This is a genomic window from Pseudonocardia sp. P1 (assembly GCF_000178675.2).
In the GTDB taxonomy this organism is placed as follows: domain Bacteria; phylum Actinomycetota; class Actinomycetes; order Mycobacteriales; family Pseudonocardiaceae; genus Pseudonocardia.
This window is the reverse complement of sequence record NZ_ADUJ02000001.1, coordinates 4,079,814-4,099,832: the sequence shown is the minus strand read 5'-3', so window position 1 is coordinate 4,099,832 and position 20,019 is coordinate 4,079,814. Positions and strand designations below refer to the sequence as shown.

General features: G+C 74.7%; 23 protein-coding genes and 1 riboswitch. Of the genes, 10 read left to right on the top strand and 13 right to left on the bottom strand.

The genetic code is table 11. From position 1 onward, the window contains the following. Positions 1–5: 5 nt before the first annotated feature. The gene (locus tag PP1_RS18910) at positions 6–818 is read right to left on the bottom strand and encodes a class I SAM-dependent methyltransferase (protein ID WP_029240038.1); all 813 of its coding nucleotides are present in this window, start codon (positions 816–818) and stop codon (positions 6–8) included. Positions 819–882: 64 nt separating this feature from the next. On the opposite strand from PP1_RS18910, the gene PP1_RS18905 reads away from it, so the two are divergent. Then, positions 883–1,485, top strand: a complete 603-nt coding sequence (locus PP1_RS18905; RefSeq protein ID WP_060574664.1) for a hypothetical protein — start codon at positions 883–885, stop codon at positions 1,483–1,485. A gap of 24 nt (positions 1,486–1,509) precedes the next feature. Here PP1_RS18905 and PP1_RS18900 read toward each other — a convergent pair whose 3' ends face one another. From PP1_RS18900 to thiO, 3 genes are all read right to left on the bottom strand, one after another. Continuing rightward, a complete protein-coding gene (locus PP1_RS18900) occupies positions 1,510–2,256 on the bottom strand; it encodes a thiazole synthase (RefSeq protein ID WP_010226767.1) in 747 nt (248 codons plus the stop codon). 2 nt (positions 2,257–2,258) lie between these two features. Continuing rightward, on the bottom strand, positions 2,259–2,459 hold the full coding sequence (gene thiS, locus PP1_RS18895; RefSeq protein WP_010226766.1) for a sulfur carrier protein ThiS: 201 nt from the start codon (positions 2,457–2,459) through the stop codon (positions 2,259–2,261). A gap of 2 nt (positions 2,460–2,461) precedes the next feature. Beyond that, on the bottom strand, positions 2,462–3,610 hold the full coding sequence (gene thiO, locus PP1_RS18890; protein WP_075314790.1) for a glycine oxidase ThiO: 1,149 nt from the start codon (positions 3,608–3,610) through the stop codon (positions 2,462–2,464). Next, positions 3,609–3,716, bottom strand: a riboswitch (TPP riboswitch). Its footprint overlaps the gene before it by 2 nt. 31 nt (positions 3,717–3,747) lie before the next feature. Between thiO and thiE the strand changes: the two genes are divergently transcribed. After that, positions 3,748–4,431, top strand: coding sequence for a thiamine phosphate synthase (gene thiE / locus PP1_RS18885; RefSeq protein WP_010226765.1), 684 nt, complete (start codon positions 3,748–3,750; stop codon positions 4,429–4,431). A 70-nt stretch (positions 4,432–4,501) separates the two neighbouring features. Here thiE and PP1_RS18880 read toward each other — a convergent pair whose 3' ends face one another. Both PP1_RS18880 and PP1_RS18875 read right to left on the bottom strand, forming a co-directional pair. Further along, positions 4,502–5,758, bottom strand: a complete 1,257-nt coding sequence (locus PP1_RS18880) for a hypothetical protein (protein WP_075314792.1) — start codon at positions 5,756–5,758, stop codon at positions 4,502–4,504. Positions 5,759–5,890: 132 nt separating this feature from the next. Next, a complete protein-coding gene (locus PP1_RS18875; protein WP_010241123.1) occupies positions 5,891–6,586 on the bottom strand; it encodes a DUF3159 domain-containing protein in 696 nt (231 codons plus the stop codon). 153 nt (positions 6,587–6,739) lie between these two features. Between PP1_RS18875 and PP1_RS18870 the strand changes: the two genes are divergently transcribed. After that, a complete protein-coding gene (locus PP1_RS18870; RefSeq protein WP_029239950.1) occupies positions 6,740–7,531 on the top strand; it encodes an SGNH/GDSL hydrolase family protein in 792 nt (263 codons plus the stop codon). Positions 7,532–7,630: 99 nt separating this feature from the next. Here PP1_RS18870 and thpD read toward each other — a convergent pair whose 3' ends face one another. The 4 genes from thpD to ectA all read right to left on the bottom strand — a co-directional run bounded on the left by thpD (position 7,631) and on the right by ectA (position 10,936). Continuing rightward, positions 7,631–8,557, bottom strand: coding sequence for an ectoine hydroxylase (gene thpD / locus PP1_RS18865; protein ID WP_010241126.1), 927 nt, complete (start codon positions 8,555–8,557; stop codon positions 7,631–7,633). Positions 8,558–8,694: 137 nt separating this feature from the next. Beyond that, a complete protein-coding gene (locus tag PP1_RS18860) occupies positions 8,695–9,090 on the bottom strand; it encodes an ectoine synthase (protein ID WP_010241127.1) in 396 nt (131 codons plus the stop codon). Between the two features lie 7 nt (positions 9,091–9,097). Next, positions 9,098–10,351 (bottom strand): diaminobutyrate--2-oxoglutarate transaminase, encoded by a 1,254-nt coding sequence (gene ectB / locus PP1_RS18855; RefSeq protein WP_010241128.1) that lies wholly within the window; start codon positions 10,349–10,351, stop codon positions 9,098–9,100. After that, positions 10,352–10,936: a diaminobutyrate acetyltransferase gene (gene ectA / locus PP1_RS18850; RefSeq protein WP_010241130.1), complete on the bottom strand. Its 585-nt coding sequence runs from the start codon at positions 10,934–10,936 to the stop codon at positions 10,352–10,354. A gap of 326 nt (positions 10,937–11,262) precedes the next feature. Here ectA and PP1_RS18845 point away from each other — a divergent pair, with 326 nt between their 5' ends. Beyond that, the gene (locus PP1_RS18845) at positions 11,263–11,562 is read left to right on the top strand and encodes a hypothetical protein (protein ID WP_139323983.1); all 300 of its coding nucleotides are present in this window, start codon (positions 11,263–11,265) and stop codon (positions 11,560–11,562) included. A gap of 51 nt (positions 11,563–11,613) precedes the next feature. Here the strand turns inward: PP1_RS18845 and PP1_RS18840 are convergent, their stop codons facing one another. Both PP1_RS18840 and tatA read right to left on the bottom strand, forming a co-directional pair. Continuing rightward, on the bottom strand, positions 11,614–12,354 hold the full coding sequence (locus tag PP1_RS18840; RefSeq protein WP_010241143.1) for an SDR family oxidoreductase: 741 nt from the start codon (positions 12,352–12,354) through the stop codon (positions 11,614–11,616). 7 nt (positions 12,355–12,361) lie between these two features. Continuing rightward, a complete protein-coding gene (gene tatA, locus PP1_RS18835) occupies positions 12,362–12,589 on the bottom strand; it encodes a Sec-independent protein translocase subunit TatA (protein ID WP_010241145.1) in 228 nt (75 codons plus the stop codon). Between the two features lie 214 nt (positions 12,590–12,803). Between tatA and PP1_RS18830 the strand changes: the two genes are divergently transcribed. From PP1_RS18830 to PP1_RS18810, 5 genes are all read left to right on the top strand, one after another. After that, positions 12,804–13,673 carry a HalD/BesD family halogenase gene (locus PP1_RS18830; RefSeq protein ID WP_010241147.1) on the top strand — a complete coding sequence of 290 codons (870 nt, stop codon included), beginning with the start codon at positions 12,804–12,806 and terminating at the stop codon, positions 13,671–13,673. Further along, positions 13,673–15,466 carry a choline/carnitine O-acyltransferase gene (locus tag PP1_RS18825; RefSeq protein WP_010241149.1) on the top strand — a complete coding sequence of 598 codons (1,794 nt, stop codon included), beginning with the start codon at positions 13,673–13,675 and terminating at the stop codon, positions 15,464–15,466. The genes PP1_RS18830 and PP1_RS18825 overlap by 1 nt, the downstream gene beginning before the upstream one ends. An 18-nt stretch (positions 15,467–15,484) precedes the next feature. After that, positions 15,485–16,459, top strand: coding sequence for an NAD-dependent epimerase/dehydratase family protein (locus tag PP1_RS18820; RefSeq protein ID WP_010241151.1), 975 nt, complete (start codon positions 15,485–15,487; stop codon positions 16,457–16,459). A 132-nt stretch (positions 16,460–16,591) separates the two neighbouring features. After that, the gene (locus tag PP1_RS18815) at positions 16,592–17,713 is read left to right on the top strand and encodes a hypothetical protein (protein WP_075314794.1); all 1,122 of its coding nucleotides are present in this window, start codon (positions 16,592–16,594) and stop codon (positions 17,711–17,713) included. Between the two features lie 72 nt (positions 17,714–17,785). Further along, positions 17,786–18,442 (top strand): maleylpyruvate isomerase family mycothiol-dependent enzyme, encoded by a 657-nt coding sequence (locus PP1_RS18810; RefSeq protein ID WP_010234374.1) that lies wholly within the window; start codon positions 17,786–17,788, stop codon positions 18,440–18,442. A 40-nt stretch (positions 18,443–18,482) separates the two neighbouring features. On the opposite strand, the gene PP1_RS18805 is transcribed toward PP1_RS18810, so the two are convergent. Next, positions 18,483–19,325 carry an alpha/beta fold hydrolase gene (locus PP1_RS18805; protein WP_033200007.1) on the bottom strand — a complete coding sequence of 281 codons (843 nt, stop codon included), beginning with the start codon at positions 19,323–19,325 and terminating at the stop codon, positions 18,483–18,485. A 109-nt stretch (positions 19,326–19,434) separates the two neighbouring features. Between PP1_RS18805 and PP1_RS18800 the strand changes: the two genes are divergently transcribed. After that, positions 19,435–20,019 (top strand): hypothetical protein, encoded by a 585-nt coding sequence (locus PP1_RS18800; protein WP_060722391.1) that lies wholly within the window; start codon positions 19,435–19,437, stop codon positions 20,017–20,019.

The window sequence follows — 20,019 nt, the reverse complement described above, 5'->3', positions numbered from 1 at the left end:
GACGCTCAGGGCGCGACCGCCTGCACGGTGACGCTCAGCGGCAGGGCCGGACCGTCCCCGGTGACGCGCCACTCGCCGTCGTCGCCCTCGGCCATCCGGCCCGGCAGCGCCTCCCACGGCACGCTGGCGTGCTCGGCGAGCGCGGTGACCGTCAGCCCCTGCCCCAGCAGTGCGGTGACGATCTCGCCGATGCCGTGGTTCCAGGAGTGCGTGACGGTGGCGGACAGCGGGCGCGACGTCGGCACGTAGCTCGTGTCCTCCTCGGACACGACCGGCTCGGCCGTCTCGAAGTACGGGTACCGCAGGGACAGGTCGTGCTCGTCGAGCGCGCCGAGCAGCGGGTGCATGTCCCGGACGAGCAGCCGCCCGCCCGGCGCCAGCAGCGCCGCGACGACAGCGGCCCACCGCTCGATGCTCGGCAGCCAGCACAGCGCGCCGATCCCGGTGTAGACGACGTCGAACGCGTGCCGGGGCAGCACCTCGTCGGCCCGCTGCACGTCGGCCTCGACGTAGTCGATCTCGGCGCCGGCCCGGGCGGCGATCGACCGGGCGTGCTCCAGCGACGCAGGCGAGAAGTCCAGCCCGGTCACCCGGGCACCCAGGCGGTGCAGCGACAGCGTGTCCGTCCCGAGATGGCACTGCAGGTGCACGACGCGCAGGCCGGTGAGGTCACCCAGCCGGTCCCGGTCGAACCGGACGACGCCGGAGAGCGCCTCCGGATCGCCGACCAGCTGGTCGACCCGGTAGTCCGGGCTCTCGGCGTGCAGCGGGGCACGGTCGTCCCAGGAGGCGCGGTTGACGGTCAGCGATCGGTCCATGCCCCCACCCCAGCAGGTGCGCACCCGCACGGCGATCGGATTCCGGGCCCGGTACACAGGTCCGATGCGGTGGTACGCGGAACGTCCCGACCGGCTGGCGCGACAGGTCGTCGCCGACGTCGTCGCAGTGCTGTGGGTGGTGCTCGCGCTGGTGGCGGGTGTCGCGGTGCACGACGGGCTCCGGGCCCTGGAGGGGCCCGGCGAGTCGCTGGTCGCGGCGGGCGGCCGGGTCTCCGACGCGTTCGCCGGGGTCTCCGGCGCGGTGTCGGCGGTCCCGTTCGTCGGTCCCGATCTCGCCCGTGCGTTCGAGCCGGCCTCGGGCGCGGGCGCGGACCTGGCCTCGGCCGGACGGCAGTACGGGGAGACCGTCGGGACGCTCGCCGCCGGGTCGCTGGTCGTGGTCCCGCTGGTGCTGCTGCTCCCGGTGCTGCTCGGCTGGCTGCCGCTGCGGCTGCGCTACGCCCGCCGGGCCGGGGCCGCGGTCGCCGCCCGGGACACGGCGCCGGACCTGCTCGCGGTCCGCGCCCTCACCCGCGTGCCGGTGGCCCGGCTGACCCGGATCGCCCCGGACCCGGCGGCCGCCTGGCGGGCCGGGGACCCGGACGTCGTGCGGCGGCTGGCCGGGCTGGAGCTGGAGGCGTTGGGCCTCCGGCTCGTGAGTGGTTAGTGCGGCCCGGGCCGACTTTTCCACTCACGGGCTGCTTGCCTGCGCCCAGTACCGGCGCGGGATCCGCCCGGCGTGCCGGGCGTCCCACCCGGCCTCGACGCCCCGCCGCATGGCCCGCGCCATCCGCTCCGGATCCGCGGCGCGGGTGACGGCGGTGGCGAGCAGGACGGCGTCGCACCCCAGCTCCATCGCCTGCGCGGCCTCGGACGCCGTGCCGATGCCCGCGTCGAGCACCACCGGCACACCGGCCTCCGCGACGATCATCTCGATGTTGTGCGGGTTCCGGATGCCCAGTCCGGTGCCGATCGGCGAGCCCAGCGGCATGACGGCCGCGCAGCCGGCCTGCTCCAGCTTGCGGGCGAGCACCGGGTCGTCGTTGGTGTAGGGCAGCACCGTGAAGCCGTCGTCGACGAGCTGCTCGGCGGCGTCGAGGAGCTCGACCGGGTCCGGGAGCAGGGTCCGCTCGTCGGCGACGACCTCCAGCTTCACCAGGTCGGTCTCCAGCGCCTCGCGGGCCATCCGCGCCGTCAGGACCGCCTCGGCCGCGGTCCGGCACCCCGCGGTGTTGGGCAGCAACCGGATCCCGAGCCTGCGCAGCAGGTCCAGCAGCCCGGTCCCGCCCTCGACGTCGACGCGGCGCAGCGCCACCGTCGTCAGCTCGGTGCCGGACGCGACCAGCGCCCGCTCCAGGATCTCCAGGTTGGCGGCACCGCCGGTGCCGGTGATCAACCGGGAGTCGAACAGGTGGTCCCCGAACGCGAGCTTGTCCATCGTCATCCTCCCTGCACGGCGGTCAGCACCTCGATCCGCGCGCCCTCGGCCGGGACGAACCCGGCCCGCGCGGCGCGCGGCACCACCTCCCCGTCGACGGCGACGGCGATGCCCCGCTCGGGCATGCCGGCGTCGGCGAGCAGGCGGACGAGGTCCGCGCCGTCGTCGATCTCGCGCTCCTCGCCGTTCAGCACGATGCGCATCGTCAGCTCCTCTCCGCCGCGGCCGGTGCGAACCGGCGCGGGTCCGCCGCGCGGGCGGCGGCGGGCACGTCGTCGCCCCGCAGCACCGCGGCCACCGCGGCCACCGTGACCGGGACGAGCAGCATGCCGTTCCGGCCGTGGCCGGTGGCCGCGACCAGGCCGTCCGGCCCGGTGCGGCCGATCAGCGGCAGGTTGTCCCGGCTCCCCGGGCGCAGCCCGGCCGCCGTCTCGGTCAGCTCGTACTCGGCAATCCCGGGCAGGATCCGCTCCGCGTCGCGGAGCAGGTCTCGGACCCCGCCGACGGTGACCGCCGTGTCGAACCCGTTCTCCGACGTCGTCGCGCCGATCACCAGGTCCCCGTGACCGGGTACCACGCGCGGCACGGCGTACACCGGACGTCCGTCGACGAGTGCCCGCACCGTCCGGGACGGCGGCGGCAGCGCCCCGGACCGGCGGGTGAGCCGCAGGATCTCGCCCTTGACCGGGCGGACCAGGCCCGCCAGCGACGGGTGCAGCGACGACGAGTGCGCGCCCGCCGCGACCACGACGACGTCCGCCCCGACCTCGGTCCCGTCGGTGAGCCGGACCCCGGTCACGGCGGTGCCGTCGTCGCGCACGGACTCCACCGCGCGCTCGTCGATCCGCACCCCGCCGCGCTCGCACGCAGCGCGCAGCGCCGCCAGCAGCAGCCGGTTGTCCACCGAGGGGTCCCCCGGCACCGAGAGGCCGCCCCGGACGTCCGGGCCGATCGCCGGTTCGAGCCGGCGCAGCTCGCGCCCGGTCAGCCGCTGCACCGGCCTGCCGAGCGAGTCGAGGTGACCGGCGAGGGCGTGCAGCTCGTCGCGGTCACCGGAGCCGGTCGCCACCACGACGGTGCCCTCCGGGTGCAGCCCGGCGTCGGCGCCCGCGTCGGCGGACAGCTCGGCGGCGAAGCCGGGCCAGCGGGCGACCGAGTCCAGCCCCAGCTCCAGCAGGTCCTCCTCGCCGGGCCACGCCTCGGTGACGGGGGCCAGCATCCCCCCGGCCACCCAGGACGCCCCGGAGGCCGGGGCCGGGTCGAACACGGTGACGCGGTGACCGGCGCGCGCGGCCTCGCGGGCCACCGCGAGCCCGATCGCCCCGGCACCCGCGACGGCCAGTCGGACGGTCATGGATCTGCCACCTCGCTCCCTGCGCCGGCATGACCCGGATCAGGTTCGACGGTCGGGACCGCGCCTGGTCCCCTCTCAGCCCGATCGCCGGGCTCCCGTGGTTCTCGGTCGTACGAGTCCCCAGGCTACGCCGTAGCGTGCGGTCCGTGTCCGACACCGATCCCCGCGCCCGGCGGCTCGCCCGCCTGCAGGACGCGCGGCTGTACCTGTGCACCGACGCCCGCACCGAGCGCGGCGACCTGGCCGAGTTCGCCGACGCCGCCCTCGCCGGCGGGGTCGACGTCGTCCAGCTCCGGGACAAGGGCGGCGACGACGGCCCGCTGGAGGCCCGGGCGGAGCTCGCCGCCCTGGAGGTGCTCGCCGACGCCTGCCGCCGGCACGGCGCGCTGCTCGCCGTGAACGACCGGGCCGACGTCGCGCTGGCCGCCGGCGCCGACGTGCTGCACCTGGGGCAGGACGACCTGCCCGTGCACTGGGCCCGCCGCGTCGTCGGCGACGACGTGCTCGTCGGCCGCTCCTCGCACAGCGCGGACGAGACGCTCGCCGCGGCCGGTGAGGACGGCGTGGACTACTTCTGCGCGGGCCCGTGCTGGCCGACCCCCACGAAGCCCGGACGGCCGGCACCCGGCCTCGACCTGGTCCGCGAGGTCGCGGGCCGTGCCCCGGCACGGCCCTGGTTCGCGATCGGCGGGATCGACGAGGAGCGGCTCGACGCGGTGCTCGACGCCGGGGCGGACCGGATCGTCGTCGTCCGGGCGATCACGCAGGCCGACGACCCGCGCGCCGCAGCGGCCCGGCTGCGGGCCCGGCTGCCCCGCTGAGCCCCGGACGTACGGCGGCCCCGATGGGCCGATCGCCCACCGGGGCCGTGCGCTGCGGTGCCGGAGCGGCTCAGTTGGACGGAGCCGCGCCCCCGCTGCCCTGACCGGACTGTCCGGACCGGTCGGACCCGCCCGACCCGGAGTCGGGCTGCTGGGTCGGCAGCACCCGGCTGAGCCCGTCCTGCAGCGGGTTCCCGCTGCTGCCCGAGCCGTCCTGCTGCTCCGTACCGCCCTGCTCGTCCTGCGACGACTCGGTGCTGCTGGTGCTGCTCGACGACTCCGAGGTGCTCGTCGCGGACTCCGACGTGCTCGTCGCCGAGTCCGACGAGTCGGTGGAGCCACTGCCGTCGTCGGTCTCCGGTGCCGGGGCGGGGCCGGTCACCACGCTCCCGACCGAGGTGCTGGAGCTGTTGCCCGCCAGCGACGATCCCTTCACGACCTCGATCCCGGTGATCAGGAACATCGACACCGCGAAGGTCAGGACGCCGAGCACCGCGGAGACGATCACCGTCCGCCGGGTGAGACGGACCCGGCGCCAGCGCCCGTGCCCCGCGGAGCGCGACGGCTGGGCCGGCGCCTGCGACGGGTCGAGCAGCACGGTCTCCTCGCCGGTGGGGCCGGCGACCCCGCGCCCGGACGACTGACCCGCCGCCACGACCGTGCCCTCGGCGACGCCCTTGCCCTTCTTGGCGGCCGCCTTGTCCTTGATCTCGATGGCCTTGTCCCGGCTCACCTCGAGCGAGCGGGTGAACAGGGTCGTCGCGAGCGTCGAGATGATCGAGCCGAGCGCCGCACCCAGGACCGTCCCGATCGCACCGAGGAACGACCCGAGGATCGCCGTGACGATCGCGGCCCCCGCGCCGGCGGCGATCTTCGTCGGGCTCAGGTCCGCCTTCAGCGTCGCCGTCTGGTCGGGGGAGCCACCGCGGTCGCCGGAACCGCCGGAGCCGCCACCCGGGCCGCCACCGCCCGGACCGCCGCCGACCGGACCGTTCGGGCCGCCCGGCCCGCTCGCGGCCCGCAGGTCACCGGGACCGTCGGGGGGCAGCGCGCGGGTACGCGGGTGCCCGCCGGGCGGCGTGCCGGCCGGGGCACCGGGCCCGGGGACCACGCGGGTCGGCCGCGGGCCGCCGGCCGGGGGTGCACCGGGCGGCCCGCCGTGCGGCGGGCGGGACGGCGCCGTGCGCCGCTGCTGGTGCGGGACGCGGGGCGAGTCGGGTGCCGCGACGGGGCGTCCGGACGGGTACTGGGGTGCGGGGCGGGACGGGCCGGCGGCGCCACGGGGGGCGTCACCGGAGCCGGGCTCCGGGGGGCGCTGGTGAGGCATGGCTCCTTGCACGATCGTCGGCGGGGCGAGCTCCACGGGTGAGAACGTCCGGGCACGACGGAACGCACCGGACGATCACCAGATGTGCGGACCTTCACACGACGGCGTGAAAGTCACGGTAAGATCACGATTCTAGCGTGACCCCGGGTCAGCATCCGTCACCCGGGGGTGACGGATGCCCGGGTGATCGCGTGGCAGCGCCGTACGCAGCAACGGCCACGACACGAGCACGCTCAGTCCGACGAGGACGGGGCTCACGATCGTCCGGGCGAGCCCCAGCAGCAGGACCTGGTCGGCCGCCCACAGCGGCAGGAACACGGCCAGCCGCACGACGTACTGGAACACCCACGCCCACGACGCCCGCTGGTAGCCACGGAGCAGGTCCGGGTCACGCCGCCAGCGGGTCCGCTGCCCCAGCAGCCCGCCGACGATCACCCCGAGCAACGGCCAGCGCACGACGGTCGAGATCGCCCAGGCCAGCGCGCTGCCCGCGTTCGACACGATCTGGACCAGGAAGAAGTCCGACGCCCGACCGGTCGCCAGCGCGATCCCGGCCGCGAGGACGACGCCGGCCAGCCCGAACAGCACCGCACGCGGCTTGCGGCCCTGCCGCAGCCGCCACAGCGCCGTCCCGGCACCCGCCACGACCGCGGCCCCGGCACCCCAGTTGATCGGGAACGCCGAACCGGACCAGCCCGCCACCAGCCACGCCAGGACGAAGGCGACCACCGGCACCGAGGCGTCGACGGCGCCGGCCCGGCCGCCGAGCAGCTCGGCCAGCCCCGGGTCCTGACGGGAGGCGGAGCGAGGGGCGGGATCGTGCGTCACAACGGTAAGGGTGCCCTACCAAGCCCCGGCGGTCGACGGAACGGGTTGGCGCGCACCACCGGAAAGGGTGATCATCGGAGTAACGCGGGACGTCCGTCCGCTGAACAACGGGCAGGGAGCACGCACGGACCAGGCCGAAGGGGGGCGGTGCACATGCGGCACCGGAGCTACGTCGCGATCGGCGACAGCTTCACCGAGGGGCTCGACGACCTCACCGAGGACGGCTCGCCACGCGGCTGGGCCGACCGGGTCGCCGAGACGCTCGCGGCCCGGTACCCGGGCTTCGGGTACGCCAATCTCGCCGTCCGCGGGAAGGTCCTCGACGAGATCGTCGCCGAGCAGATCCCCGTCGCCGAGCAGCTGCGCCCCGATCTGATCACCTTCTGCGCCGGCGGCAACGACATCATCGGCTGGAGCTGCGACACCGACGACCTCGCCGCCCGGTTCGACGCCGCGCTGGCCCGGCTGGTCGCGACCGGCGCCGAGGTGCTGATCTTCACCGGGTTCGACCTGCGCCGGATGCACCCCTTCATCCGCAGGCTGCGCGGCCGGATCGCCTGCTACAACGAGCTGATGCGGGCCTCGGCCGAGCGGCACGGCTGCCGGGTCGTCGACCTCTGGGCGATGGACGTGCTGGCCGACCCGCGGGCGTGGGGCCCGGACCGGCTGCACCTGGTGCCGCACGCGCACGAGCGGGTGGCCTGGCGGATGCTGGAGGCGCTGGGCGAACCGGTCGGGGCCGACTGGCGTGCCCCGTGGCCCGAGCCCGAGGGCGCACCGGTGCCGTGGCGGGCCCGGCAGGCCGAGGACCTGCACTGGCTCACCCACCACGTGATGCCGTGGGTCCGCAGGCGCCTGCGCGGCGAGCGGATCGGCGACGGCTACCTGCCGAAGCGGCCGACCCTCGGGCCGCTGCCCGGGACCGGCAGCCCGCACGGCGTCTGAGGCCGGCCCGGAACGGCGCCGGCGCCCGCCCCGGATCGCGGGACGGGCGCCGCCGTCAACGAGAAGCTTGTGGTGGTAAGCGCGGGTGCGTGACCCGGGTCAGCGCACCGGGGTGAAGTCGCGCGCGCCGATGTGCCCGGGCCGCGGGTTCGGAGCGGAGAAGGGCTCCACGCAGGTGTTCTCGACGCTGTTGAACACCAGGAAGATGTTCGAGCGCGGGTACGGGGTGATGTTGTCCCCGGAGCCGTGCATGCAGTTGGAGTCGAAGAAGGTCGCCCCTCCGGCGTCACCGGTCATCATCGCGATGCCGTGCCGGTCGGACAGCTTCGAGATCGAGCCGGCGTCCGGCGTACCGATCTCCTGCTCCTTGAGCGACAAGAGGTGGTTGTCCTCCGGCGTCTCACCGACGCAGGACACGAACGTCCGGTGCGATCCCGGCATGATCATCAGGCAGCCGTTGAACGCGTGGTTGTCGGTCAGCGAGATCGAGCAGCTGACCGCGCGCGGGCCGGGCATGCCGTCCTCGGCGTGCCAGGTCTCGAAGTCGGAGTGCCAGTAGAAGCCTCCGCCGCCGAGGCCGGGCTTGTAGTTGATCCGGCTCTGGTGCACGTACACGTCGGATCCGAGGATCTGGCGCGCGCGGGACAGCACGCGCTCGTCACGGACCAGCCGGCCGATCGCCTCGGAGATGCGGTGCACCTCGAAGATCGAACGGACCTCGTCGGACGACTTCTCGATCACGCACCGCTCGTCGGCGCGCACCGAGGGGTCGTTCGCGAGCCGGTCGAGCTCCGCCTGGTACTCGGCGATCTCGTCGGCAGTGAGCAGGCCCGGGACCTGCGTGAAGCCGTCGCGCTCGTGCGCGCCGAGCTCCTGTGCCCCGAACATCCCGGCACCCGCGTGGTCGCCCCACACGGTCGGCTCGGCACGGTCGATGAACGCGGGGGTGTTCGACACCCGGGTGGGGTAGCGGTCCCCGGTCCCGGTGAACTGGTCGAGGTGGGTACTCCCGGCAACAGCAGTCACGGGCGTTCCTCCTTGCGGTGTTGCTCGTCCTTTCCACGGGTGCGGCCTGTATCTAGACCACGAGGGACGTTCCCGCTGTCGTACAGCGGAAACGTCCCTCGTGGTGGATCGGCCTGCGCCGGTCGCCCGGCGGTGCCTCAGTCCTCGACGACCAGCGGGTACACGCCGTTCTCGTCGTGGACCTCCCGGCCGGTGACCGGCGGGTTGAAGACGCAGACGCACTTGATCTGGGTCTTCGGGCGGAGCTGGTGCTTCTCGTTCCCGCTCAGCACGTAGATCGAGCCCGGCGCCAGCTGGTACGTGACGTCGTTGTCCTTGTCGTAGAGCTCGCCCTCACCCTGGGTGATGAAGACGGCCTCGATGTGGTTGGCGTACCAGAAGTCGTTGATCGTCCCGGCCTCGAGGGTGGTCTCGTGGACCGAGAACCCCACCTTGTCGTTGGCCAGCACGATGCGCTTGCTGCGCCACTGCCCGTTCTCGGACTTGACGTCGCGCTCGGTGTCGGTGATCTCGTTCAACGTACGGACGATCATGTGACTATCAGCTCCCGATGACGGTTCGGACGGACTCGCCGATGATCCCAAGACCCTCGTCGATCTCGTCGTCGGTGGTGGTCAGGGGCGGCAGCAGCTTGAGGACCTCGTCGTTCGGGCCCGCGGTCTCCAGCAGCAGCCGGTGCTCGAAGGCCTTCCCGGCGATCTTCTCCGCCAGGCCCTCCTCCTCGAACTGGATGCCGCGCGCCAGGCCGCGGCCCTTGGCGAACATCTCGGTGCCCCGGTTGTCGCCGATGATCTTGTTGAAGCCCTCTTCGATCTTCTGGCCCTTGCGGATCGTGTCCTTCTCGAGCGTGTCGTCGGTCCACCAGTTCCGCAGGGTGTGGGTGGCCGTCACGAAGGCGGGGTTGTTGCCGCGGAAGGTGCCGTTGTGCTCGCCGGGGCCCCACTGGTCGTACTCGGGCTTGATCAGCACGAGCGCCATCGGCAGGCCGTAGCCGGAGATGGACTTCGAGATGGTGACGATGTCGGGCTGGATGCCCGCGATCTCGAAGGAGAAGAACGGGCCGGTCCGGCCACAGCCCATCTGCACGTCGTCGACGATCATCAGGATGCCCTTGCGGGTGCACAGGTCGCGCAGACCCTGCAGCCACTCGATGCGGGCCGGGTTGAGCCCGCCCTCGCCCTGCACGGTCTCGACGATCACGGCGGCCGGCTCGTTGAGGCTGGACCCGGTGTCGTCGAGGACCTTCTCGAACCACAGGAAGTCGGGCATCTTGCCGTCGAAGTAGTTGTCGAACGGCATCGGCGTCGAGTGGACCAGCGGGATGCCGGCGCCACCGCGCTTCATCGAGTTGCCCGTCACCGACAGCGCGCCCAGCGTCATGCCGTGGAACGCGTTGGTGAAGTTGATGAGCGCCTCCCTGCCGGAGATCTTGCGCGCCAGCTTCAGCGCGGACTCCACGGCGTTGGCGCCCGTCGGCCCGGGGAACTGGACCTTGTACTCCAGCCCGCGCGGGGCGAGGACGACGTCCTGGAAGGTGTTCAGGAACTCGCCCTTGGCCCGGGTGTACATGTCCAGACCGTGGGTGATGCCGTCGCTCGCGAGGTAGTCGAGCAGCGGCTTCTTCAGCGCCTCGGGGTTGTGCCCGTAGTTGAGCGCACCGGCGCCGCCGAAGAAGTCGAGGTAGGAGTTCCCGTCGACGTCGGTGAGCCGGCTGCCCTTGGCCGTGTCGAAGACGACCGGCCAGTTACGGCAGTAGCTCCGGACCTGGGACTCGAGATCCTCGAAAACGGTCATTTACTTGCCACCTTTGTCTGCTGCGATCGGGCCGATGCGGTAGAGGTGCTCCGGCTCGTGCTCGTCGCCGAGCAGGTCCGGACCGAAGAGGTCCTCCCGCTCGATCGACGTTCCGTGTCGTCTGGCGAAGGAGCTGAACAGCCGGATGGACGACTCGTTGTCCGGGGTGATGGTCGTGTCCATCCGGTCCACCCCCGCGGCGTCGAACGCCTGGTCCCAGACCGCGTCGAGCATGCGGCCCGCGAGACCGGCCCCGCGCGCGACCGGGTCCACGCACACCTGCCAGATGAACAGGGTGGTGGGGGCCTGCGGGCGCAGGTAGCCGGTGACGTAGCCGACGGCGCGGCCGTCGTCCCGGCGGGCGATCACCGAGGTACGCGCGAAGTCGTGGCACCAGAGCACGTAGGCGTAGCGGGAGTTGGCGTCCAGCGTCTGCGACTCGACGGCGAGCCGCGCCATGTCGACCCCGTCGGCCGCGACCGGTGCCACGATCTCGTACGAATGGTCACCCTCGGCGTCGGCGGTCGTCTCGTTCCCGGACGACGACGCGGACGCCCGAGGCTCGGCCTGCTCGGGAGCGATCATGTCGAACGAGATTAACGGTCCGGCGGGCCGGATGCAGGTTCTGACGGGTACGCGGGCGACCTCCGGCGCACCGCCGCATGACCGGCGTCACACTGTCCCGTACGGCCGCCGGAACGGGTGTCCGCCCAGCGAGGGGGCCGGATCCGGGGCTCCCGGCCCGCGTCCGGGACAAGGCCGTCACCGGCCGATCCGGGCACTCCCGTGGCGCTCGCCACGCTCCGCGACGAAGTCCCGTCGCATTCGGCCGTTCGTGCGGATGCACTTGCATCTGCACGGCTGCGGGGCGACGATGGGATCTCCGCCGAACGACGCCCGGAGGAGCCACCGTGCCGGTACCACCCGTCAGTACACGACCGGTGCCGTCGTCGACGCCGGCCGCCGAGCCGGGCGTCACCGTCACGTGCGCCCGCGACGGGCACAGTCACGTGGTCCCGCACGCGGTGCTGGCCGACTCCCTGACCGCGGACTCGGGGCAGTGCACGGCCGTCTGCGGGCACGTCGTGCTCCCGGCCTCGCTGGCCTCACCGCCCGGGTCGGGTTGCCTGCTCTGCGCCGAGGCGACCGACGCCGGCCGGCGGCCGCAGCGGCGGCGCACCTGGACCGGGCGCACAGTCCGGACCTCCTGACGGTCCGCTCCCTGACCTCACGCCCGGGTCCCCCGCCCGGGCGTGCTCCCCTCAGCGTCCGCCGCTGACGTCGAGCACCGCACCGGTGACGTAGCCGGCCTCGTCCGAGAGCAGCCACGCGATCGCCGTCGCGACCTCCTCCGGCCGCCCGGCCCGCCCCATCGGGATCTGCGGCGCCATCCGGTCCACCCGGCCGGGCTCGCCGGCCCGGGCGTGGAAGTCGGTGTCGAGCAGGCCCGGCCGCACCGCGGCGACCCGGACGCCGTCCGCCGCGACCTCCTTCGCCAGGCCCACCACCAGCGACTCGACGCCGGCCTTCGCCGCGGCGTAGTCGTTCCACTCGTCCGGGGAGCCGAGCACCGCCGCCCGGGACGTCACGTGCACCAGCACACCGCCCTGCCCGCCGTAGCGGGTGGACATGCGGTGCACCGCCTCCCGCGAGCAGAGCAGCGGGGCACGCAGGTTGAGCGCGAGGACGCCGTCGATGCGCGCGTCGCTCATGTCCTCCAGGCGCTGCCGGGACGGCGCACCACCGGCGTTCACGACGACCCCGGTCAGCCGGGTGGGCATGCCGGCTGCCTCGTCGAACAGCCGCTCGACGCCCTCGGTGCAGGTGACGTCCGCGGCGACGGCTCGCGCCTCCACGCCCGCGGCGCGGCAGTCGGCGACCACCGCCGCCGCGTCCTCCGGGGACGACCGGTGCCCGACCAGCACGTCGTGGCCGCGCCCGGCCAGCAGACGGGCGGTGGCGGCACCGACGCCACGGCTGGCGCCGGTGACGAGCACCGTCATCGGGGGCTCAGCCGCGGGTCTCGCCGGTCGGCGTCGCGCTCCCGCTCTCGAGGTCGGCGGCCGCCCGGCCGCTGCCGTCGGCCGGCTCGTCGGCCCGCAGCTCGCGCATCTCGCTCTTCAGGATCCGGGACGACCGGCCCACCGACCGGGCCATCTCCGGGAGCTTCTTGGCGCCGAACAGCAGCACCAGCACAGCCAGCACGATCAACCAGTGGGTGGGGCTGAGTGCACCCATCGCCGCCTCCTCGCTCGCGATCGGGCGCCCGTCCGGACACCCGTCATGGTCAACGACCGACACGGCCCGGAGTTCCGCGGCGGGAACGGGTGACCGGGACTGACCGTTCGGTCACCATCCGTGGACACCGGCCCCGGTCCCGGTTTGGATCGGCAGGAATCGACACGGTCATCGAGGGCGGCGCCGGTGCCGCCCGGCGCGAAGGAGCTGATCCGTGCAGCCGTCGGTACTCGCCGTCCCGCAGGCCCTCGAACCGGTCGATCTCGACCGGTACCCGCTGCACGAACCCGGATCCGACGGCTGGGACGCCGCCGTGCGGACCGCGCGGGACCACCTCGCCGCGGACGGCTGCGCGGTCCTGCCCGGGTTCGTCCGGGCGGCCTGGCGGGACCGGCTGCGCCGCGAGGGCGAGGAGATCGCCCCGCGGGCGCACCACGAGTCCCAGGTCGTGAACGTCTACAACACCGAGCCCGATCCGGACCTGCCCGCCGAGCACCCGGCCCGGGTCCCGCTGGAGCGCGGGAACGCCTTCGTCGCACGGGACCGGATCCCGGACGACCAGGTGATCCACCGGCTCTACCCGGTGCCGGCGTTCCGGGCCTTCCTGGCCGCCTGCGTGGGCGTCCCGGAGCTGCACGAGCTGGCCGACCCGCTGGCCGGGCTCTGCCTCAACGTCGTCGGCGAGGGCCGGTCGCACCCCTGGCACTTCGACACCAACGAGATCGCGATCAGCCTGCTCACCCGGGCGCCGGAGGCCGGCGGGGTGTTCGAGTACTGCCCGGACATCCGGTCCGACGGCGCGGAGAACACCGCCGACGTGGCCGCGGTGCTCGCGGGTGACGGCGGTGACCGCGTCCGCCGGCTGGAGCTGCGCGCCGGGGACCTGCAGCTGTTCCGGGGCCGCTACTCGCTGCACCGGGTCACCGAGGTGCGGGGCGGCACCGCACGCCACACGGCGATCTTCTCCTACAGCGCGCGGCCGGGGGTGGTCGGCAGCGCGGTGCGGACCCGGCAGCTGTTCGGCCGGACACTGCCCGAACACGGGGGGCAGCGGAGCGTGCGCGTCGACGGGCTGATGGACTGATGGCCGTGACCCAGCCCACGACCTTCGCCGCCGACGACGACCTGCCGAAGGTGCCGCTGCCCACGCTCGCCGCCTCGGTGGACCGGTTCCTGGAGTGGTGCGCGCCGCTGCTCACCCCGGACGAGTACGCCCGCACCGAGGCCGCCGCGCGGGAGCTGCTCGTCCCGGGCGGTACCGCCGAGGTGCTGCAGGCCGACCTGGAGCGGTTCGACGCGTCCGCGCACAGTTGGCTCGACGAGTTCTGGCCGTCGCGTTACCTGGGCCGCCGGGACCGGATCGCGCTCAACGCGAACTTCTTCTTCCAGTTCGGACCGGGCTCGGCCGACCCGTGCGAGCGGGCCGCCGAGCTCGCGACGGCCGCGATCGGGCACAAGGCCGACCTGGACGCCGGGACGTTCCCGCCGCTGACCGCGCGCGGCGTGCCACAGTCGATGGACCAGAGTCGGCACGTCTTCTCCACGACCCGGATCCCCGGGGACCCGCAGGACACCGTCCGCAGCCCCCACACCGACGCGTGGCCGGGCCCGTCGGCCGAGCGGCACGTCGTCGTGTTCAGCCGGGGGCGGATCCACCGGCTCGACGTGTTCGGCCCCGGCGGCGACCTGCACACCGTCCCCGAGATCGCGGACGGGCTGCGCGCGATCCGGGACGCGTACCCCGGCCGCGCCGGGCTCGACGAGGCGGTCGGCTCGCTGACCACGCTGGCCCGCGCCGAGTGGGCGGGCGTCCGGGACCGGCTGGCCGGGCTCGACCCGGCCAACGCCGAGGCCGTCGATCTCGTGGAGCGGGCGCTGTTCGCGATCTGCCTCGACGACGACGTCCCGGCGGACGACACCGCGGCCGCCAGGACCCTGCTGGCCGGGGACTCCGGCAACCGGTGGTTCGACAAGGCGCTGTCGGTCGTCGTGCTCGCCGACGGCACCGCCGGGGTGAACATCGAGCACTGCGAGCTGGACGGCACGACGGTCCTGACCCTGGTGGACGCGATGTTCGCCGACCCGGTCGAGACCCACGCCGCCCGTGCCGGTGCGCGGGAGCAGGGCCCGCCCGCCCACTCCGAGCTGACGTTCGTCCTCGACGACGACCTGCGCGCCACCGTCCGCCGCGCGCACGACGACTTCGCCGCCTTCCTCGGCGCCACCGCGACCACGCTGGTCGCCTTCGACGACTTCGGCGCGCAGGACGCGAAGGCGCTGAAGTCCTCACCGGACGCCTTCGTGCAGGCCGCCTACCAGGTCGCCCACCGCCGGGCGAAGGGCGTCACCGGCGCCACCTACGAGTCGATCGCCACCCGGCAGTTCCGCCGCGGGCGCACCGAGGCGATGCGGGTGATCACCCCCGAGATGGTCGCCTTCGTCGACGCGATGCAGGACCCGCAGGCCGCCGGCGACGACCGGCGGGCCGCGTTCCGCCTCGCCGCGGAGGCGCACGGCGCGCGCGCGAAGCAGTGCCAGCAGGGCGACGCACCCGAGCAGCACCTGTGGGAGCTGGAGTGGATCCAGCGACGCCGCGGCGCGGAGCTCGCGGCGACCGACCCGATGGAGGTCTTCGCGTCCCCCGGCTGGACGATCATGCGCGACGACTGGCTGTCGACCAGCTCGGCGCCGTCGGAGAACGTGCGGTTCTTCGGTTTCGGCTCCACGAGCTCGCGGTGCATCGGCGTGGCGTACGTGCTGCTCCCGGACCGGTTCCACGTGCACCTGTCCACCCCGGCCGACCAGGCCGACGGGATGCAGGCGTTCGCCCGCGAGCTGCGGGTGGCGGTCGGCGAGCTGCGGAACCTGCTTGCCTGATCGCGGAGGATGTCCGGTGTGGAGCACTTCCTCGTCACCGGCAGTTCCGGGCACCTCGGCGAGGCGCTGGTCCGCGTCCTGCGCGGCGACGGGATCGCCGTCACCGGGCTGGACCTGCGGCCCTCGCCGTGGACCGACGTCGTCGCGTCACTGACCGACCGCGACGCGGTCCGCGGGGCGCTGACCGGCGTCACGCACGTCCTGCACACCGCGACGCTGCACAAGCCGCACGTCGGTTCGCACAGCAGGCAGGACTTCGTGGACACCAACGTGTCCGGCACCCTCGCGGTGCTCGAGGAGTCGGCCGCCGCCGGAGTGCGCGGGATGGTGTTCACGTCCTCCACCAGCGCGTTCGGGCGGGCCCTGGCACCGTCCCCCGGCGGGCCGGCGACCTGGATCGACGAGGCCGTCGTCCCGCGGGTGCGCAACGTCTACGGCGCGACGAAGACCGCCGCCGAGGAGCTGTGCGAGCTGGCCGCGCTGGACCCGGGGCTGCCGGTCGTGGTGCTGCGGACGTCGCGGTTCTTCCCGGAGGCCGACGACCGCGACGACGTCCGGGCCGGCTTCGACGACACCGCGCTCAAGCTGGTCGAGTTCTGTCACCGCCGGGTCGACGTCGCCGACGTCGTGTCCGCGCACCTGGTCGCCGCCCGGCGGGCGCCCGGGCTCGGGTTCGCCCGCTACGTGGTCAGCGCGCCGTCGCCCTTCACCCGGGACGACCTCGCCGGCCTGGGGGCCGATCCCGCCGGGGTGCTGGCCCGCCGTGCGCCGGAGGTGGACGCGCTGCTGCGCGAGCGCGGCTGGGCGGTCCCGGCCGTCGACCGCGTCTACTCGCCGGCACGGGCGGTCGCCGAGCTCGGCTGGTCCCCCGTCTGGGACGCCGCGGCCGTCGCCGTCCGGGTCCGTGACGGTCACGCGCCACGCAGCCCGCTCGCCGACGCCGTCGGGGCGAAGGGATACCACGCAGAGCCGACCGGCGTGTACACCCGGTGATTTCCGCTCACCGGACCAGGTGACTGTGGGCCGCTGGGGCTAACGCATCGGGTGTCTACGGCGGTAAGGGTGACGGCAGCATGCGGGAGCCACCGCTCGCTGAACCGCCGTACCGAAGCCCGGAGGTCCGCCATGACCGGCCCGCAGCAGTCCCGGCCCAGCCCCGCCCCGCGCGGTGGGGGCGACTCCGGCGGCCCCCGGCCGTCCCCCCGCGCGCGGCACGGCCGTGACGGGGACTTCCCGGAGAACTCCTACCAGGGCGGGTACGAGGACGGTGGCGGCTACCCGGACCTGCGGGCGTCGCGGCCGGTGGACCGCACGCCACCGGCCGGTGAGGTCCAGGACCTCTACGGCGGCACCGGCCCGCAGCCGGTGATCGACGACCCGGCGGGGTACGGCACGGCCCCGGCCCGGGACGAGGGCGGGTACGCCGCACCGGCGCGCTACGACGGCTACGGCGCCCCGGTGCAGGGCACCCCGGACCCGGCCCGGGCACCGGCCTACGACGAGACCGCCGGGTACGGGATGCCCACCGGGTACACCGCCGGTTCCGGGTACGACGGGTCCGCGACGGACGACGGGCAGGGGTACGGGTACGGGGGGCGTCCCGGCTACGGCGAGTACGGCGACTCCGCCTCGCGCGGCGGCACCGCCATCGACGGCGGCCCGCCCTACACGGCCTCCGCCGCCGGCCCGCTCGACGCGCCCACCGGGGCCCCCGCCCCCACCCACGCGCCGTCCGGGGCGGCGGAGCCCGCCTACTCCGGACACGACGGCACCCACCCCGGGTACCAGGCCGGCGGGGCGACGGACCCCTACGGCACCCCGGGGACCACGGCCGTCGCCGACCGCGACGACGAGGGCCGGACGGTCGCGGCCGCCGTCCCCGCGCAGCGCGCCCCGGCCGAGGGCGGTCGGCGGCCGTCGACCGTCGCCGAGGCGGCCGCGGTGCGCTTCGGCCCCACCGGGGCCGCGGAGACCGCCGAGGCCGCGGGCGGCCGGTCCGGACCCGCGCAGGCGCCGGGCCAGGTCCGGCCGGCGACCGAGGACCGGGGACGCGGGGCCGCACCGGCGGCGACGGTCGCCAAGGACCCGGCCGCCCTCACCGTCCTCCGGGTCGTCACCTACGTGCTGGTGTCGCTGTCCTGCCTGGTCTTCCTGGCCGGGGTGGTCTACGGGGTGCTGAGCTGGCTGGAGCTGCGCGAGGCGCTGGGCTCGTCGCCCCTGTTCGGCGGGTCGCCCTTCGGCGGCTGATCCGCCGAGGTCCCAGGCCGGACCGGCGGGTCCGGCCGATGAGTCCGGGCCGGGGCACCGGTCGACAGCGGTATGAGCACCGACCCCCGCACCGTCCCGCAGGACGAGCTGCGTTCCGCGATCGCCGAGGAACGCATCGCCCTCGCCGACGACCTGTCCACCCTGACCGGCGACGAGTGGGGCGCCCCCTCGCTGTGCGCGGGCTGGTCCGTGCACGAGGTCGTCGCCCACGTCTCGCAGTCGGGCTTCCCGCACACCTGGGCCTGGATCGCCTCGGCGGTGCGGCACGGCGGACCGGACGGCGGCGAGGACGTCCGCACCCGGGCCCGCGCCGCCCGCCACGGCCCGGCCGAGCTGGTGGAGCTGTTGCGGGAGAGCGCGACGTCGACCTACCGGCTGCCGCTGAGCAACCGCTGGGACCCCTACGTCGATCTCCTCGTGCACGGCCAGGACGCGCTGCGCCCGCTCGGCCGCACCCACCCGGTGCCGCGGCGCCTGCTGGCCCCGGCGCTGACGTTCGCCTGGTCCAGCCCGCTCTACGGGGTGCGACGGCGGCTGCGGACGGTCCGCTTCGCCGCGACCGACCTGGACTGGACGGCCGGGGACGGTCCGCTGGAGCTGCACGGGCCGGCGGCGGACCTCCTGCTCGCCGTCACCGGCCGCGCCGTCGGTCTGGCGGGGCTGTCGGGGACCGGACGGGAGACGGCCGAGTCGACGCTCGGCGGGTGACCCCGGCCGCGGGCGGGACCACCCGCGGCCGGACGGCCCGTCAGAGCGCGGCCAGGACCTCCCGCAGCCTCGTCTCGAACCCGCCCGGGTCCTCCATGAACCCGACGTGCCCACCCGGGAACCGCTCGGGGTCCGACCCCAGCCCGGCCGCCAGCGCGCGGGAGGTGAGGTCGCAGAGCTGCCCGTCGGAGGTCAGGCCGATGCCGACCGCGACCCGGCGCCCACGCAGCACGTCGAGGTCCGGTGCCCAGCGCACCGTCTCGCGCATCTCGTGCAGGAAGAAGTGCCGTTCGTCGGCGGCCGTCCGGTCCGGGTCGGGAGCGGCGGCATCGGCGGTGGGCAGTCCGGTGCCGCCGCCGGGACGGTCCTCCGGCGGGCCGGCGGGGAGGCCCACCGCGGCGAGGAACAGGGCCCAGGCCGCGGCCGGGCCCTGTTCGGTGTAGGCGCGGACCGTCCGCTCGGTGGAGGCGCGGCGGGCCTCGACGTCGGGCAGCAGCTCCTCCAGCGGCGGCTCGTGCGCGACCACGGCGGTGACCAGGTCCGGCCGTTCCTGGGCCAGCGCGAGCGACACGACGGCACCACCGCTGGATCCGAGCAGCGTCGCCGGGCCCCGCCCGACGTGCTCGACCAGCGCGGCCAGGTCCGCCGCACGCAGCGGGACCGGCGAGTCGGCGCCCGGGTCCTCGGCCGTGCTGCGACCGGTGCCGCGCTGGTCGAGGGTCAGCACGGTGTGGTCGGCGGCCATCCGGTCGGCGAGCGCGGCGAACCCGTCCGCGCCCATCGGCGAGCCGACGAGTGCGAGGAGCGGCCCGGAGCCGCGGACGTCGAACGCGATGCGCGCGCCGGGCCGGTCGAGCAGGTCGGTCGTCACGGCGATGGTCATGGTGGCTCCCGGGGTGTGCGGCGGCGGTGTCGCGGTCGTGACCGTCGGCGCGGACGGTACTCATCGCCGTACGCTGGGACCGACTCCGACGGAACGGACGATCCACCCCGTGAAGACCCGCGTCGCCCCCGTGCTGGGCGTGCTCCTCGTGCTCGCCCTGCTCGGCAGCGGCCTCGTGTGGTTCGCCGCGAGCCGCGGCATCACCACCGGCGACGTGTGGGAGATGCTCGACCCGCCGCCTCCCGAGCAGTGCTCGGAGGACGACCCGACGACGTCGGGCTGCCTCACCCCGACCGCGCTGCGCCTGCACGACGCGACGGTGCAGCGGTTCGGCGAGCCCGGCCCGGACGCACCGGTGCGGGCGGTGACCTGCTGGTCCGAGCACGCGTGGAACCCGTCGAGCGACCACCCGGGTGGGCGGGCCTGCGACTTCTTCCCCGCCGCCTACGGCGACTTCCCGGCGGGCCAGGACCTCGACGACGGCTGGGCCGTCGCGAACTGGCTCCGCGACAACGCCTCCGAGCTGCGGGTCCGGTACGTGATCTGGCAGGGCCGGATCTGGTACCGCGGGACCGGCGACTCCGGCGAGGGCCGGGAGAACTGGGGCCGGCCGTACAACGGCGGCGGGGTCTACGACCCCGAGGACGCCACCGGCGGGCACTACGACCACGTACACGTCAGCGTCCGGCGGTAG

Coding starts and splice junctions, on each gene's coding strand:
- PP1_RS18815 (WP_075314794.1), top strand. CDS start 16,592: ATGACCGGCCCGCAGCAGTCCCGGCCCAGCCCCGCCCCGCGCGGTGGG.
- PP1_RS18840 (WP_010241143.1), bottom strand. CDS start 12,354: ATGACGGTGCTCGTCACCGGCGCCAGCCGTGGCGTCGGTGCCGCCACC.
- tatA (WP_010241145.1), bottom strand. CDS start 12,589: ATGGGTGCACTCAGCCCCACCCACTGGTTGATCGTGCTGGCTGTGCTG.
- ectB (WP_010241128.1), bottom strand. CDS start 10,351: ATGACCGTTTTCGAGGATCTCGAGTCCCAGGTCCGGAGCTACTGCCGT.
- PP1_RS18905 (WP_060574664.1), top strand. CDS start 883: ATGCGGTGGTACGCGGAACGTCCCGACCGGCTGGCGCGACAGGTCGTC.
- PP1_RS18870 (WP_029239950.1), top strand. CDS start 6,740: ATGCGGCACCGGAGCTACGTCGCGATCGGCGACAGCTTCACCGAGGGG.
- PP1_RS18900 (WP_010226767.1), bottom strand. CDS start 2,256: ATGGACAAGCTCGCGTTCGGGGACCACCTGTTCGACTCCCGGTTGATC.
- PP1_RS18880 (WP_075314792.1), bottom strand. CDS start 5,758: ATGCCTCACCAGCGCCCCCCGGAGCCCGGCTCCGGTGACGCCCCCCGT.
- PP1_RS18910 (WP_029240038.1), bottom strand. CDS start 818: ATGGACCGATCGCTGACCGTCAACCGCGCCTCCTGGGACGACCGTGCC.
- thiS (WP_010226766.1), bottom strand. CDS start 2,459: ATGCGCATCGTGCTGAACGGCGAGGAGCGCGAGATCGACGACGGCGCG.
- PP1_RS18810 (WP_010234374.1), top strand. CDS start 17,786: ATGAGCACCGACCCCCGCACCGTCCCGCAGGACGAGCTGCGTTCCGCG.
- ectA (WP_010241130.1), bottom strand. CDS start 10,936: ATGATCGCTCCCGAGCAGGCCGAGCCTCGGGCGTCCGCGTCGTCGTCC.
- PP1_RS18805 (WP_033200007.1), bottom strand. CDS start 19,325: ATGACCATCGCCGTGACGACCGACCTGCTCGACCGGCCCGGCGCGCGC.
- PP1_RS18860 (WP_010241127.1), bottom strand. CDS start 9,090: ATGATCGTCCGTACGTTGAACGAGATCACCGACACCGAGCGCGACGTC.
- thiO (WP_075314790.1), bottom strand. CDS start 3,610: ATGACCGTCCGACTGGCCGTCGCGGGTGCCGGGGCGATCGGGCTCGCG.
- PP1_RS18825 (WP_010241149.1), top strand. CDS start 13,673: ATGGCCGTGACCCAGCCCACGACCTTCGCCGCCGACGACGACCTGCCG.